The sequence below is a fragment of the Rhizobium sp. NFR12 genome, assembly GCF_900108545.1.
GTDB lineage: Bacteria > Pseudomonadota > Alphaproteobacteria > Rhizobiales > Rhizobiaceae > Neorhizobium > Neorhizobium soli.
In genome coordinates, this window is sequence record NZ_FNWM01000004.1 from 202,576 (window position 1) to 217,536 (window position 14,961).

The 14,961-nt window shown below is 60.7% G+C and carries 15 protein-coding genes; 7 read left to right on the forward strand and 8 right to left on the reverse strand.

Annotation, left to right across the window (positions count from 1 at the left end):
* The first annotated feature begins 174 nt into the window (after positions 1-174).
* Entirely contained in the window at positions 175-2,472 is a 2,298-nt protein-coding gene (locus BLW69_RS17315) for an NADP-dependent malic enzyme (RefSeq protein ID WP_062578848.1), read from the forward strand.
* A gap of 84 nt (positions 2,473-2,556) precedes the next feature.
* On the forward strand, positions 2,557-2,820 hold the full coding sequence (locus tag BLW69_RS17320; RefSeq protein ID WP_092663756.1) for a type II toxin-antitoxin system Phd/YefM family antitoxin: 264 nt from the start codon (positions 2,557-2,559) through the stop codon (positions 2,818-2,820).
* A gap of 122 nt (positions 2,821-2,942) precedes the next feature.
* Here BLW69_RS17320 and BLW69_RS17325 read toward each other — a convergent pair whose 3' ends face one another.
* The 5 genes from BLW69_RS17325 to BLW69_RS17345 form a co-directional block, all read right to left on the reverse strand.
* On the reverse strand, positions 2,943-3,827 hold the full coding sequence (locus BLW69_RS17325) for a l-ornithine N(alpha)-acyltransferase (protein ID WP_062454017.1): 885 nt from the start codon (positions 3,825-3,827) through the stop codon (positions 2,943-2,945).
* A gap of 112 nt (positions 3,828-3,939) precedes the next feature.
* On the reverse strand, positions 3,940-5,673 hold the full coding sequence (locus BLW69_RS17330; protein ID WP_062578844.1) for a hybrid sensor histidine kinase/response regulator: 1,734 nt from the start codon (positions 5,671-5,673) through the stop codon (positions 3,940-3,942).
* A gap of 95 nt (positions 5,674-5,768) precedes the next feature.
* Positions 5,769-6,275, reverse strand: coding sequence for a signal peptidase II (gene lspA / locus BLW69_RS17335; protein WP_092663758.1), 507 nt, complete (start codon positions 6,273-6,275; stop codon positions 5,769-5,771).
* A complete protein-coding gene (locus BLW69_RS17340) occupies positions 6,275-7,132 on the reverse strand; it encodes a TrmH family RNA methyltransferase (RefSeq protein ID WP_092663760.1) in 858 nt (285 codons plus the stop codon). The genes lspA and BLW69_RS17340 overlap by 1 nt, the downstream gene beginning before the upstream one ends.
* Positions 7,129-8,337, reverse strand: coding sequence for a class I SAM-dependent methyltransferase (locus BLW69_RS17345; RefSeq protein WP_092664113.1), 1,209 nt, complete (start codon positions 8,335-8,337; stop codon positions 7,129-7,131). The genes BLW69_RS17340 and BLW69_RS17345 overlap by 4 nt, the downstream gene beginning before the upstream one ends.
* 124 nt (positions 8,338-8,461) lie before the next feature.
* On the opposite strand from BLW69_RS17345, the gene BLW69_RS17350 reads away from it, so the two are divergent.
* Positions 8,462-8,932 carry an SRPBCC family protein gene (locus BLW69_RS17350; protein WP_092663762.1) on the forward strand — a complete coding sequence of 157 codons (471 nt, stop codon included), beginning with the start codon at positions 8,462-8,464 and terminating at the stop codon, positions 8,930-8,932.
* 10 nt (positions 8,933-8,942) lie between these two features.
* Here BLW69_RS17350 and BLW69_RS17355 read toward each other — a convergent pair whose 3' ends face one another.
* The 3 genes from BLW69_RS17355 to sppA all read right to left on the reverse strand — a co-directional run bounded on the left by BLW69_RS17355 (position 8,943) and on the right by sppA (position 10,741).
* Positions 8,943-9,320: a lipopolysaccharide assembly protein LapA domain-containing protein gene (locus BLW69_RS17355; RefSeq protein ID WP_092663764.1), complete on the reverse strand. Its 378-nt coding sequence runs from the start codon at positions 9,318-9,320 to the stop codon at positions 8,943-8,945.
* Between the two features lie 117 nt (positions 9,321-9,437).
* Complete coding sequence (locus tag BLW69_RS17360; protein ID WP_062454023.1) at positions 9,438-9,737, reverse strand: integration host factor subunit beta; 300 nt, start codon at positions 9,735-9,737, stop codon at positions 9,438-9,440.
* A gap of 47 nt (positions 9,738-9,784) precedes the next feature.
* Positions 9,785-10,741, reverse strand: coding sequence for a signal peptide peptidase SppA (sppA, locus tag BLW69_RS17365; protein ID WP_092663766.1), 957 nt, complete (start codon positions 10,739-10,741; stop codon positions 9,785-9,787).
* A 213-nt stretch (positions 10,742-10,954) separates the two neighbouring features.
* On the opposite strand from sppA, the gene lptC reads away from it, so the two are divergent.
* The 4 genes from lptC to rpoN all read left to right on the forward strand — a co-directional run bounded on the left by lptC (position 10,955) and on the right by rpoN (position 14,763).
* Positions 10,955-11,632 carry an LPS export ABC transporter periplasmic protein LptC gene (lptC, locus tag BLW69_RS17370; RefSeq protein WP_062578831.1) on the forward strand — a complete coding sequence of 226 codons (678 nt, stop codon included), beginning with the start codon at positions 10,955-10,957 and terminating at the stop codon, positions 11,630-11,632.
* Positions 11,633-11,644: 12 nt separating this feature from the next.
* Entirely contained in the window at positions 11,645-12,193 is a 549-nt protein-coding gene (locus tag BLW69_RS17375; protein ID WP_062454026.1) for an LptA/OstA family protein, read from the forward strand.
* Between the two features lie 57 nt (positions 12,194-12,250).
* Positions 12,251-13,012, forward strand: a complete 762-nt coding sequence (gene lptB / locus BLW69_RS17380) for an LPS export ABC transporter ATP-binding protein (RefSeq protein WP_062454922.1) — start codon at positions 12,251-12,253, stop codon at positions 13,010-13,012.
* Positions 13,013-13,179: 167 nt separating this feature from the next.
* Positions 13,180-14,763, forward strand: a complete 1,584-nt coding sequence (rpoN, locus tag BLW69_RS17385) for an RNA polymerase factor sigma-54 (protein ID WP_092663770.1) — start codon at positions 13,180-13,182, stop codon at positions 14,761-14,763.
* The last annotated feature ends 198 nt before the right edge of the window (positions 14,764-14,961 follow it).

A 14,961-nucleotide genomic window follows, 5' to 3' on the forward strand; every position in this document is an offset into this window, starting at 1 on the left:
GTCGGTCGTCAGGGCATCGAGCGTAGGTCTTTGAAAATGGGTCACGGCACCAATGTTTGTTGCGCAGATTTATTGTTGCGTCTGGAAAGAGGCGACACTATCGGTGATGACCCTTGAATTACAACATCCCCCGCGACCTCGAGGGGCGCTGCCCACAAAAAGCTGGAGAGGCCAATGCCCGCAAACGACAAGACGCCGGAAAAGAACACGCGCAACAGAGCGTCGGTGACCGAGCAGGAAGCGCTTGATTTCCACTCGCAGGGCCGTCCCGGCAAGCTCGAGATCACCCCGACAAAGCCGATGGCGACGCAGCGCGACCTCTCGCTGGCCTATTCGCCGGGTGTCGCCGTGCCGGTTCTGGCGATCGCCGCCGACCCTTCCAAGGCCTACGACTACACGACGCGCGGCAACATGGTGGCCGTGATTTCCAACGGCACGGCAATCCTTGGTCTCGGCAATCTCGGTGCACTGGCATCCAAGCCGGTCATGGAAGGCAAGTCTGTCCTGTTCAAGCGGTTTGCCGATGTGGACAGTATCGATCTCGAGGTCGATACGGAAAACGTAGACGAATTCATCAACTGCGTGCGCTATCTCGGCCCGTCCTTCGGCGGCATCAACCTTGAGGACATCAAGGCGCCGGAATGCTTCATCATCGAGAGCCGTCTGCGCGAACTGATGGACATCCCGGTTTTCCATGACGACCAGCACGGTACGGCGATCATCGCCGCCGCCGGTCTCATCAACGCGCTGGAACTCACCGGCCGCGACCTCAAGACGACGAAGCTGGTGTGCAATGGCGCCGGTGCTGCCGCGATCGCCTGTATCGAGCTGATCAAGGCGATGGGCTTCAACCCTGCCAACATCATCCTCTGCGACACCAAGGGCGTGATCTACCAGGGTCGCACCGAGGGTATGAACCAGTGGAAGAGCGCCCACGCCGTCAAGTCCGACAGCCGGACGCTGGAAGAGGCCATGAAGGGTGCCGACGTGGTGTTCGGTCTTTCCCAGAAGGGTGCGTTTACCGAAGCGATGATCCGCTCGATGGCGGACAAGCCGATCATTTTCGCGATGGCCAATCCCGATCCGGAAATCACGCCGGAAGAAGTGGCGCGGATCCGCGACGACGCGATCATGGCGACCGGCCGCTCGGACTATCCGAACCAGGTCAACAACGTGCTGGGCTTTCCCTACATCTTCCGCGGTGCGCTCGATGTGCGAGCCCGCCAGATCAACGATGCGATGAAGATTGCCGCCGCGCAGGCGCTGGCCGATCTTGCCCGCGAGGACGTGCCTGATGACGTGGCTGCCGCCTACCAGGGCAACCGCCCGCGTTTCGGGCCGCAATACATCATTCCCGTGCCGTTCGATCCGCGGCTGATCTCGGCCATTCCCGTCGCCGTTGCCAGAGCTGCAATGGAAAGCGGAGCAGCGCGTCGCGACATCACCGACCTTGACGCCTATGGTCGCGAGCTTTCCGCCCGCCGCGACCCGATCGCTGCAACGACGCAAGGGATCTACGACAGGGTTCGCCGCTTCCCCAAGCGCGTGGTGTTTGCCGAAGCCGAAGAAGAGCAGGTCATGCGTGCCGCGATCTCCTTCTGCAGCCAGGGTCTCGGCACTGCCATCCTGCTCGGCCGCGACGATGTGATCCGCGAGACGGCGGAAAAGGCCGGTATCGACCTCGAACGTCCCGGCATCGAGATCATCAATGCGCGCATTTCCAAGCGCGTCGATACCTATATCGACTTCCTCTACGCCCGCCTGCAGCGCCAGGGACTGCTTCTGCGTGACGTGCAGCGGCTGATCCACCACGACCGCAACCATTTTGCCGCGACCATGGTGGCCGTGGGCGATGCGGATGCGATGGTAACCGGCACGACGCGCAATTATGCGACCGCTCTTTCCGACGTGCGCCGCTGCATCGACGACAAGCCCGGACACAGGGTGATCGGCGTGTCGATCGTGGTGGCCCGCGGCCGCACGATCTTTGTGGCGGATACCGCCGTCCACGACATGCCGACTGCCGAGCAGATCGCCGACATCGCCGTGGAAGCCGCGCGCGTCGCCAAGCGCATGGGCTACGAGCCCCGCGTGGCGCTGCTTGCCTATTCCACCTTCGGCCAGCCGATCGGCGAACGGTCGGAGCGGGTCCGCGAGGCGGTGAAGATCCTCGACGGACGCCGGGTGGATTTCGAGTATGACGGCGAGATGGGTGCCGACGTGGCGCTCAATGCCAGCCGCATGGAGCAGTATCCGTTCTGCCGCCTCTCCGGCACGGCCAACGTGCTTGTCATGCCGGCCATTCATTCGGCCTCGATCGCCACCCGCATGCTGCAGGAGATCGGCGCATCGACGCTGATCGGGCCGCTTCTGGTCGGTTTGGATAAATCGGTGCAGATCACCCAGATGGGCGCGAAGGACTCCGAAATCGTCAACATGGCGGCGATTGCGGCCTATAACGCGGGGTCCTGAGAGACCCCGCGCCGACGCTTTTGTTGAAAGCTTCAGCCGATCGGATTAGGGTGTTTCATCTGGTCCGATCGGAGTTCCCGTTTCATGAAGACCGTCAGCATTCAGGAAGCCGAAGAAAACCTGTCGCAGCTTGTCGATGAAGCCGCGAACGGGGAACCGTTCGTGATCGCCAGGGCGGGCAAGCCGCTGGTGACGGTGGTTGCTGTCGATGAGGCGGCCGCACCCGAGGTGACCGGGCCCAGGAAACGGCGGATCGGATTCCTTAAAGGTCAGTTCTTCATTCCGGAAGACATGGATAAGGCGCTGGACGAAGAGATCGAGGATCTGTTCTACGGCGCACGCGATTGAGGCTGTTGCCGGATTCCCATCTTCTGATCTGGCTTGTCGCCGCGTCCGAACGCTTGCCATCCTCGGTGCACGACATGGTGGGTCGCTACTGCGGACCGACCAGGCTCCAAATCTAGAGCGCTCTAGTTCGCGAAGCGACCGGCGTCGGCGCCGAAGTAGTTGATGTAGCGGCCGGAGATCGATGCGATCGGTAGCACGATCAGCACATCCGTGGTGTTGAAGGCCTGATCGACGACGGCTCCCATTCCGATCATAGCGCCGAGGCGAAGGTAGCCCTTGACCAGCGGTGGCATGGCGGAAAGCGCCTGGCGCGGATTGATCGCCTCGGCCGGCATCAGATCCATGTTGCGATTGAGATCAGGCAATGCGTGGACCATCCACTCGTCCTTCACCAGCGCATTGTGATGGAGGAAGGACAGCGCCAGCGCGTGTTCTTCCGGACGCACGCCGGGGAAAGAGGCGCAGCCGAACATGGCATTGACACCATGCTTCAGCGCATAGGCCCAGTTGCCCTGCCAGAGCAGTTCGACGGTGCGTTTGGTGCGGTATTCGGGCAGCACGCAGGAGCGGCCGAGTTCCATGAACTGCTTGTCGGGATGGCGGGCGAGAAGTGGCGCGATATCGAACTCGGACGTCGAATAAAACCCGCCATTCGCCTCAGCGACGCTCTGGCGCAGAAGCCGGTAGGTTCCGACGATCTGGTCTTCGATTTCACCGTCTATCGCGTTGTCGACGACAAGCAGATGGTCGCAGATCGCATCGTAGCTATCGATATCCCGTCGAAGCCGCATCGCCTCGGGCTCAATCGTGGCGCCCATCTCCTCGACGAAGACGCGGTAGCGCACGGCCTGGGCGGCATCGATTTCGCGCAGGTTGCGGGCAAGCCGCGTTTCCAGCGTGCCGATGCGGCCGAACACATCGCTACCAACGCGGCTATTTGCCGGATCAGCAGCCGGGGCCTGCTTTGTCTCAGAGGTCAATGTGCGGTTCAGGAGTTCGATAGCCATGGTGATTCTTCCCGTACCGGTTGGATCACCCGCGTTTAAACATGCATCTGCAACAAGAGCGTGACAGATATCGTCACAATAGGAAGTGGTGCAAGGCCCGTCAACGCGACTGTCAGGACGTGCTGGAAGCCTGCGCAAAAAGACGCAATTCCTCAATCAGAACAGCCGGATCGAGCGGCTTCTGAAGCACTTTGCAGGCGCCCTGATCGATGACTTTGCGCCGCGCCTCGCCGCGGCTTTCGGCTGTCAGCACCATGACGGGGACCGGCTGCAGCGCGGTTCTGGAGGCGGCAGAGATGAGATCCATGATGTTGCCGCCGGGCATATGCATGTCGCAGAGAACGACATCCGGGCGGTTTTCGCCAAGGGCTTCGATGAGACTTCCGAAATCCTCCACGGAACGAACCGTGTGCCCTGCCTTGCGCAGAACCGCGGCGACCAGAAGCGCACTGACGGGATCGTCTTCTCCGAGAAGAATATCGAGGGCCGGACCGGCTTCCCGCTTGCGATCGACCGAGTTTGAATTTTCAGGAGCCGGCACGTCCATTACCGGGCGGTCGCGGGCGCCAAAACCACGCATGCGGCCACTCAGGACATCGACCAGCGATTTTTCGCGCAGCGGCCGGATCAGCCAGGCATCGAAATATTCCTGGGGTTGCGACGCCCTTTCCTCCGGATTGACCAGCAGAATACGGTGCAGCGGCGCGTGCGACGGTTCCCACGCGTAGTCGGAGGCCAGTCGGTGATCGACGATGAGATCGGTATAGGGCGAGCCTGTCGCTTTGGCCCGATCGATCAATAGCTGCACCTGGGCGGGATCGGACACATGCCTCCCACGGCCGCCGAGTGTTTCGATGCTGGAAACGGTCGCAAAGGCGGCCGGACCATCTGGCGCGAGCAGAAGCACGCGAGAGCCAAACAGCGAGCGGTTGCGAACGGCAGCACCGGCCGGCGCATCCTCGGCAAGACGCATGGGATAGCGGATAGTGAAGACGCTGCCATTGCCCTTGCGGCTGGAGACCGACAGCGAGCCGCCGAATTCGGCCAGGATGCGCGAGGCGATGCCGAGGCCGAGACCTGTGCCGCCGCTGCGCGTTTCCGCTGATCCTGCCTGTTCGAACGCACCGAAGATTCGGGTCTGCTCTTCCTCGGTCATGCCCGGGCCGGTATCGGCAACAGAAATCGCCACGGTCTCGTTCTCGATGAAGGCTCGAACCAGCACGCCGCCTGTGGTCGTGAACTTGACGGCGTTGCCGATGACGTTGAACAGAACCTGGCGAATGCGGGCAGGATCGAAGTCGAGAAGCTCCGGCACGGCGGCGGATACGGTGGCGGCGATCTCGATCCGTTTGCCATGGGCGCGGGGAGCGAGCATTTCCACGACACCTTCGATCAGCTGGCGCAGATCCGCTGCACGGTTGTTGAGACGGAACCGGCCGGCCTCCATCGTGGAATGATCCAGCAGATCTTCGACCAGTTGAGCCAGGGCGTAGCCGGACTGGCGGATACCGCTCAAGTAATTCTGCTGCTCCGCCGTCAGCTTCGTCTGACCCAAGAGGTGGGTCATCCCAAGAATGCCGTTCAGTGGCGTTCGTAGCTCATGGACGACGTTGGCGATCTGCGGAGAGCCCGAGACGTCGGCAGCAATGGCCTGTGGGCGGCGCCATTTGAGGATTTTCGTGAAGAGTGCGCGAAGAGCGCCTGGATGTCTCTGGACGTTCGCCGCGACCGGCTGCTCCGGCGTGCGGGGCACTCCATTCCATGCGGCGTCGTCAGACCCGTCCTTCGGCGCGAGCGACGTGAAGGCCTGTGAGATACGGTTCTGTATTTCGGCGATGTCGCGCATACGGAAAGATTACCCGAGGTTTCCTTCCGAAGTCTTAGATCAATCCGGTAAAATTATGCCAATCGCTCGATTTCACAATTATCCGTCGAGCAAAATTACTTCTGCTCGTCTACGGATGCCGCCGCTTTGGGACCGAACAGCTCGTCGACAATGACGAGACCTGCACCGACGCTGATAAAACTGTCCGCGAGATTGAACACGGCAAACGACCAGGTGGCGGTGTGAAACAGGATGTAATCCACCACGTGCCCGTAAACGATGCCATCGATCAGATTGCCGATCGCACCGGCGATGATCATCGCATAGCCGAGATGGGCAAAGGGCCGGTCCTTGGGCGTGCGGCGCCAGAGCCACAGCACGAAGGCGACAATGACGAGACGCATGCCGATGATGAATTCTCGCTCCATGCCGGACAGAAGCGAGAAGGCTACGCCAAGATTATAGGTGCGGTAGAGCGCCAGAAACGGAATGACCGGCACCATCTGCTCGAGCGGCAGCGAATTTTCGACGGCGATCTTGATCGCCTGGTCGAGCAGCACGGCGATGATGATGAAGATGACCGCACTGATGGGTCGCGACAGGAGACCAACGCGAGCGGTCATTATTTATCCTCCAGCGTCAGCAGATGGCGGCGGGCTTCAAACAGCATGACGGCCGTCGCGACCGCGAGATTGAGCGAGTCCGCCCTGCCCTGTTGCGGAATTTTGACCGTGCGATCGGCCGCGCGCGCAAGGCTGTCCGGCAGGCCGGACTGCTCGTTGCCCATCAGGAGAACGACCGGTTTGCGGGTATAGTCCGCCGTCCGATAATCGACTGCGCCGGCCAGATGGGTGGCGACGACGCTGACGCCCGCTCCCTTTTGCCAGTTCAGGAATTCTTCCGCCGAGCAGCGGATGACGGGCATCGCGAAAATCGAGCCCATCGTGGCGCGCACGGTTTCCAGCGAGAACGGATCGGTGCTTTCACCGACCAGCAGCACGGCGGAGGCGCCGGCGGCATCGGCCGTGCGAATGATCGTGCCGAGATTGCCGGGATCACGGACGCGGTCGAGCGCGACAAATGTCTGCTCAGCCTGCGGCTTCAGATCGGCAAGCCGTGCCCAGCGCTGCTCGAAAATACCGACCACCATCTGCGGATTGTCGCGGCGCGTGATCGAGGACAGAACCTTTTCGCTGACCTCGAGCACCAAGCCGCCATCAGCAACGGTCTTTGCCGCGACCTGTTCGACCAGCGGCTTGGCCTTGGCAGCCTTGGCATAGACGAGCGTGCGGATTGTCCAGCCCAGTTCCAGCGCGTCGATGACCAGTTTCAGCCCCTCCGCCATGAAGGCACCGGCTTCTTCCCGGTGCTTCTTGTCGGTGAGAAGCTTGATGTCCTTGATGATGGGGTTGGCGAGCGAGGTGACTTCTTTCACCTGCCCGACGCGCCGAGGCCCGTTTCTGTGAAAATTATCGCTCATGCGGGTACCCAACGGCTGAAAAGAGAGGTGGAAAGCGCGCGGCCATGGACTTTGCCGTCGAGGCCCGCTTCCCGGATGACGAGTTCGCCCGATTCCACCACGCCATCTGCGCCGCGCATGGTTTCGCGCATCAGTTCATGGATGGAATAGAAGCTGGCACGGATCGAATAGGCGGTCAGCACCAGGCCGACGGCCTTGGGCGACAGGAGCTGCCGGCAGACATCGAGCATCAGCGGCAAATGATCGAACAGATGCCAGACCTCGCCATTCGGACCGCGGCCGAATTTCGGCGGATCGGTGAGAATGATATCGTAGGTGTTGCCGCGGCGTTCCTCGCGCAGGATGAACTTCATCGCGTCTTCGCAGATCCAGCGGATCGGTGCCTTTTCCAGACGCGACAAGGACTGGTTCTCGCGACCCCAGCCGATCGCCTTTTTCGACGCATCGACATGGGTGACCTCAGCGCCGGCTGCGGCCGCCACGAGCGACGCGACACCCGTATAGCCGAACAGGTTGAGGACTTTCAGGGTGCGTCCAGCCTTGGCGGCTTCCTCGACGCGATCCTTCATCCACTCCCAGTGGACGATCTGTTCCGGAAACACGCCGACATGGCGAAATGCGGTGAAGCGGCCGTGGAAATCGATACCGAGAAGGGCGAGCGGCCAGGTTTCTCCAAGCGTCTGCGCCGGAAAGCGCCAGCGGCCCATGCCGTCTTCATCCGTATCGCCGGTAAAGATCGCGTCGGCATTTTCCCAGATATCGTCGGCAAGCGTCGGCTGCCACAGGGCCTGGGCTTCCGGGCGCACGACGCGGTAATCGCCGTATTGCTCAAGCTTCAGGCCGCGGCCGGTGTCGATCAGGTGGAAATCGCCGGCGCCGGACGATTCCAGAATGATCGGCACGCGTTCGGCTGGCAGATCGCCGCTGCGGGCAAGAAGCGGACGCGTTTCGACCGGTACGTGCGGTTGTGCCTGTGGCCTGTCAGGACGGCGCGACTGGGTGGTTTGGGCTTCGGCCCGACCTTCCGAGCGCGCAGCCTGGGGGCCGGTCGACCTGGTACGGGTTGCGACAACGGCCGGACGGCTGCCCGCTTCGCTGCGGCGCTTGTCCGGGCTTTTGGCAGGCGACTTAGGCGCGCCCTTGGCTGCTGGCTTCTCCGGGCGCTTGCCGGTCGGCCGCCTTTCCTTGTTCTTCACTGCGATCATCCGCTCGGGTTCTTGTCTTTCGCAGCAGATAGCATCTGTGCCGCGTTCTTCAAAGCCGGCAATAGCGTCAGATCTGTTTTCGCGCGCTTCCATGCCTATCTTATCAGCGAAACGGGAGATCGAGATGGATATCGAAGGGCAGGAACGGATCGCGGCGCCGCGGGATATCGTGTGGCGCGCGCTGAACGATGCCGAAACCATCCGCCAGTGCATTCCCGGTTGCGAGCGTCTGGAGTGGATTTCGGACAACGAACTTGCCGCCAGCATCAAGGTTCGCTTCAGCCTGATCTCGCTCGGCCTTGCCGGCACGATCACGCTTTCGAACATTGAGGCGGGAGAAAGCTACACGCTCGCCGCCGAAGGTCAGGGAAGCATTGCCGGCTTTGCCAAGGGGGCGGCCGATGTGCGGCTTGAGGAAGACGGCACTGAGACCGTGCTGCATTACATCGCACGTGCGCAAACCGGAGGACGGATTTCCCAGCTCGGTTCCAAGCTCGTGCGGTCGACAACCGAAAAGCTGGCAGCGAAATTCTTTGCGGACTTCAACGCAACGGTGATGGCGAAGACGGCGGAGGCCAGAACCGAGGGGCTCTGACCGCGGGTCGTTATCTGGCGGGAAGCGCGGCGTTGTTGGTCGGCGCGGGAACAACGGCCTGGTTGGCCGGAACGACTGACGGCGACGGCTTGACCGCGGCAGTGTTCTCCTTTTGCAGACGGACGGCCTCGCGCGCTTCAATCCGGGCCTGTCTGCGATGCTTGCCCTGGCTCCACCAGGTCACGAATGAGCCAAGCGCCATGCCAAACAGGACGGCCAGGAACAGCAGCAGAAACAGCGGCGCCGTCAGCGACAGGAGGCTGTCTTCCGGACGGAAGGGATTGAGCGCGAGCGTGACGCTTTGACGGTTGGCGACGGCCAGCACGATCAAAACGATGCCGAGGGGCACAAAGATCACGAGGCTCACGATCCTCTTGAACTTGGTCATGGTTTTCTCCCGGCAAGTGACAATCAAACGATGGATCGCCGTCATCGCTGCCGGCGTCCTGTGCAGAATAGAGGGCGGCGTCATGCTTTCAAGTGTGACGCCCGACCTTCGAGGCGATCAATCATCCTCGTCGGCAAGATCCGGGTTGAGGCGCTCGCGCAATTCCTTGCCCGTTTTGAAGAAGGGCACCCACTTCTCCTCGACAAAGACGCTTTCGCCTGTGCGCGGATTGCGCCCGGAGCGCGACGGACGGTTCTTTACCGAAAAGGCGCCGAAGCCACGCAGCTCGACCCGGTTTCCGCCGGCGAGAGCATCAGTGATCTCGTCGAGGACCGCATTGACGATATTCTCGACGTCACGATGGTAGAGATGCGGATTGCGCGCTGCAACGATCTGCACCAGTTCAGATTTGATCACTTCTGCCCCCTGAAAAAAGTTAGGTGCCCCCTGAAAAAATTAGGCTTTCAGTCGCTTCCAACCTGCCAAACGGAAACCAGACCGTCAAGGAACAACTTGTCGGAGCCGAAGATCCGAAGCGCTGCCGGGGAAAGCTGGTCGCCCAGTCCGGTCATGCGGAAAAACTGCGACACGGCACTGGCGAACCAGAATGAGGACGAGGACTTGCCATCCTTCCATTCCACTTCGGGCAGGCTTTTGGCAACGCCGCGGGTCTCCAGATAGGCACGGACCTCGTCTTCGCCGCCGAGTTCATCGACCAGCTTGACGGCAAGCGCCTGACGGCCGGTGAAGATCGTGCCGTCAGCGAGTTTGAGAACCTCATCGCGCGGCATGTTGCGGCGATCGGCGACAAGGTCGACGAACCAGGCATAGCTGTCCATCACCATGTTGCGGATCATCGTCTTGGCTTCTTCGCTGGCAGGATGGAAGGGCGACGGTTCGGCCTTGAGCGGTGCGGACTTGATTTCCTCCAGCGACACGCCGATCTTTTTCAGGGCTTCATCGACCTGCGGATACTGGAAGATGACGCCGATCGAGCCGGTGATGGAGCTTTCGCCGGCGACGATATGATCGCCAGCAGACGCAATCATGTAGCCTGCGGATGCGGCAAGGGTGCGGACCTGCGAGACGACGGGCTTGGTTTGCGCGATATGGCGGATGGCCTTGAAGATGCGCTCGCCGCCATAGGTCGTTCCGCCCGGAGAATTGATCGAGACGATGAGCGCTTTTGCCTGGCTGCTTTCGGCGATCTTCTCCAATCGCTCCAGCAATTCCCTGTCGTCAAGGATCATGCCTGAGATATCGACGCGGGCGACGTGCGCGACCGCGGAGTTGCCACTGGCGCCGACCGTGACCCGATACAGCGCGAAACCGATGCCGACGAGAAACACAAGGGCCGCAACCCGCCAGAAACTCAGTTTCCGACGCAACTGGCGCCGTTCAGCAATCCCCATCTGATCCATTCTCAATCCTCATAGCGAGCCAACCCAAATAGGGTCCGGCTTTTTGTTTCAAGCGGGCATATCACGTTTTTATGTTGTCCATTATTGTTTGTTGAACGATAAAAACCATATTGAGGCCGCAGGTGAACAACTAGCGCCGCTTCCGTCGATCTCAACGCGGGCGGCCCAGTCATCTTTACGACAAATCTTGCCGGAAAGGACCGGACGAGCAGAATGCTGCAGCATATCCGCAACCCAGCCCTGGCCGGCGCTTCCCGTGCGATCGGGCAGTCGCCCGACGATATCTATCAGTCGGCACTTGCCCATTCCGCAAGGGTGCGCAAGCTCAAGATATTCCTGCCGATCAGTGCAGCCATCATCTCCGCCGCCTTTATCGGGGTGGCGATCGTGCGCGCCTATCTGCCGGAAAACCTGTCGATCGAAAGCGCGCGCATCGAAAATGGCAAGATCGTCATGGAACGGCCCGCGATTTCCGGCCGCAACAGCGACGGCATCAGCTATTCGATGATTGCCAACCGTGCATTGCAGGATATCCAGAACCCGAACATGATCAGCCTCGAAAACGTCAAGGCCGCCGTGCCGATCAATGACGAGGTCGTTGCGCGTGTCACGGCCGCCGGTGCCGATTTCGATCGTGGCGCCGACAAGCTGGATCTGACCAAACCATTCGACGTTAATTTATCCAACGGGATTACTGCGCGCTTCCAATCCGCCCGCCTCGATATACCGGGTGGATTGATGGATACGCCGGACCCGGTCAAAATCTCCATGGACGCGGGTTCCATTGTTGCGAACTCCCTGAAGATAACGGATAAGGGACACACAATCACCCTGATCGGCAAGGTTCAGGTCGACCTCGACCCTGCCCGCATCCGCAACCAAGGCAAATAGGGCACGGCCGCAATGACGAATCGACTCTTTCGTATCTCTTCCGCCGTGATGGCCACCGGACTCGTGTTCGGCCTTGCCTTCAGCGCGACCGCCCAGACCACCAGCAGCAAGATGGAAGGCTTGAAGCTTTCCAACGATGCGCCGATCCAGATCCAGAGCGACCAGCTGGAAATCAAGGATCAGGAAAAACGTGCCTTCTTCACCGGCAATGTGCAGGTGGTGCAGGGTACGACCACGATGAAGGCCGGCAAGATGACCGTGCTTTACAAAGGTGAAGGCGCTTCGGTGACCTCCGGTAGCACCGACATCGACAAGATCTTTCTCGACGACACCGTTTTCCTCACCTCGGGCACTCAGCAGGCGACCGCCGAAAAGGGCGAGTTCGACATGACCTCGCAGACCTTCGTGCTTTCCGGCAAGCAAGTCGTGCTTTCCGAAGGCGCCAACGTGTTTCGCGGCTGCAAGCTGACCGTGCAGATGGCGACCGGACAGGCGAAGCTCGATTCCTGCGGTGGCCGCGTGGAAATCATGCTCGACCCGAAGTCGCGACCTAAGCAATAGAAATCCAAGCCCTTGAAAATACCTTTCCTCTCCAACCGGTCCGCCGACCGGTCGCCCGTGACCGAACCTTTCATTGCACGCGACAAGGCGCGCTATGAGGGTACGCTGGTGGCGCATGGTCTTTCCAAGACCTATGACACGCGGCGCGTGGTGAACGGCGTATCGCTGGTCGTTCGCAAGGGCGAGGCTGTCGGCCTGCTCGGACCGAACGGCGCCGGCAAGACGACGTGTTTCTACATGATCACCGGGCTTGTGCCTGTCGATGAGGGCATGATTGCCATCAATGGCAACGAGGTGACGCATATGCCGATGTATCGGCGCGCGCGTCTCGGCGTCGGCTACCTGCCGCAGGAAGCCTCGATCTTTCGCGGACTGTCCGTCGAAGACAATATCCGGGCGGTTCTCGAAGTGCACGAACCGAACCGCGACAAGCGCGAAGCGAAGCTCGACGAGTTGCTGGAAGAATTCCACATCAGCCAGTTGCGCAAGTCCGCGGCTGTCGCGTTGTCGGGTGGCGAACGGCGTCGCCTCGAGATCGCCCGCGCGCTGGCGACCGACCCTGCCTTCATGCTGCTGGACGAGCCGTTTGCCGGTGTCGACCCGATTTCCGTTTCCGACATCCAGAACCTGGTTCGCCACTTGACGGCGCGCGGTATCGGGGTACTGATAACGGATCACAACGTCCGCGAAACGCTTGGTCTCATCGATCGCGCCTACATTATTCACGCAGGCGAAGTCCTGACGCATGGCAGGGCCGACGATATCGTCAACAATCCGGATGTTCGTCGTCTTTACCTTGGCGACAAGTTCAGCCTCTGAGGCCAGAAAGAATCTACTTTCCCGCTTCTTGCCGCTTGACCAAATCTATCAAAAAAGCAATTCTTGTGCCAGTTGAAGGATGGCACCGATAATCTCGGTGTCTTCCTCTCGACTATCGTGCGATGACCGCATGATTTTAAGGAGATCACGGGAGTTTCGCGTCCGCCATGGGGTTATCTGCCAGTCTTTTTCTGCGACAGAGCCAATCGCTGGTGATGACACCGCAGCTGATGCAGTCCATTCAGCTGCTGCAGATGACGCATTTTGAACTCAACCAGTTCATCGCCCAGGAAGTCGAGAAAAATCCGCTGCTCGAAATAGCGGCAGGCGACGGCGATGGTGATGCGGATTTAGGCGGGCTTGATCCCCGCGATCTGGAATTTTCCGGTTCGCGCGATGATGACGGACCGTTCGAAGGCCAATCGGCGGCGCAAGCCGATGTCGGCTCCCTCGACTGGTATGAGAGCGCAACCCGCAACGGCACGGCCAAGCTTGGCGATCACCTCGATGCCAGCCTTGAAAACGTGTTTCCCGACGACGCACCGGCACAGCGGCCGGACGCGCCCGAACTTCTCGGCCAGTGGAAATCGATGCCCGGCGGCGATGCCGGCGAGGACTACGACCTCGACGATTTCGTTGCGGGTCAGGTGACCCTGCGCGATCATCTCGGACAACAGCTGCCTTTCGTGGTGACCACCCCGGGCGACCGGTTGATCGCCCAGGACCTGCTCGACCAGTTGGACGATGCCGGCTATTTCCAGGGCGACATCGAAGAGGTCGCGGCCCGTCTGGGCAAGGCGCCGGAGGCGGTAGAGGCCGTTCTCATTCAGCTGCAAACCTTCGATCCACCCGGGGTATTTTGCCGTAGCCTGAGCGAATGCCTGGCGATCCAGCTGCGCCAGAACGACCGGCTGGACCCGGCCATGGCAGCGCTGATCGATCACCTCGATCTTCTCGCCAAGCGTGACTTTGCGTCTCTGCGCAAGATCTGCGGCGTGGACGACGAAGATCTGATCGACATGATGGCTGAAATCCGCAAGCTCAACCCGAAGCCGGGTGCGGGCTTCGAGGGCGGGTTCTCGCAGTCTATCTCACCTGATGTCGTGGTCCGGCCATCGCTTGATGGTGGATGGAACGTCGAACTCAATCCCGATACCCTGCCGCGCGTCCTGGTCAACCAGACCTATTTCAACACGGTCTCCAAACACTGCCCGAAGAACGGCGAAGATCACAATTTTCTGTCGGACTGCATGCAGACGGCGAACTGGCTCGCCCGCAGCCTCGACCAGCGCGCCAAGACGATCATGAAAGTGGCAAGCGAGATCGTACGCCAGCAGGATGCCTTCCTGCTGCACGGCGTCGATCACCTGCGACCGCTCAACCTGAAGACGGTGGCAGAGGCCATCAAGATGCACGAATCCACCGTCAGCCGCGTCACCTCCAACAAGTATGTGCTGACGCCACGCGGCCTGTTCGAACTGAAATACTTCTTCACAGTGTCGATCGGCTCGGCGGAAGAAGGTGGAGACACCCATTCGGCCGAATCGGTGCGGCATCGCATCCGGTTGTTGATTTCTCAGGAGCTGCCGAGTGCCGTCCTGTCGGATGACGACATTGTCATCAGCCTCAAACAGGGCGGTGTCGAACTTGCGCGCCGGACGGTGGCGAAATATCGCGAGGCGATGAACATTCCGTCATCGGTGCAACGCAGGCGGGAAAAGCGCGCCATCGCGAAACTGGCAGCGTTCTAGCCTCACATATCGAGGGCAGTCATAGGCGACCCGGTATTCGCCACACGTGCCGCACAGATTGACATTCCGTTAATGGCAGTTTAGAGACCCGCCGCAACCTGACCGGGCGACACGGGATCTAAACCAATTCCCAAACCAATTTGGCCCTGCCATTCGTGAACCGCTTGGATCAAGAGGCCGGTTGGCGTAGACTGGAAC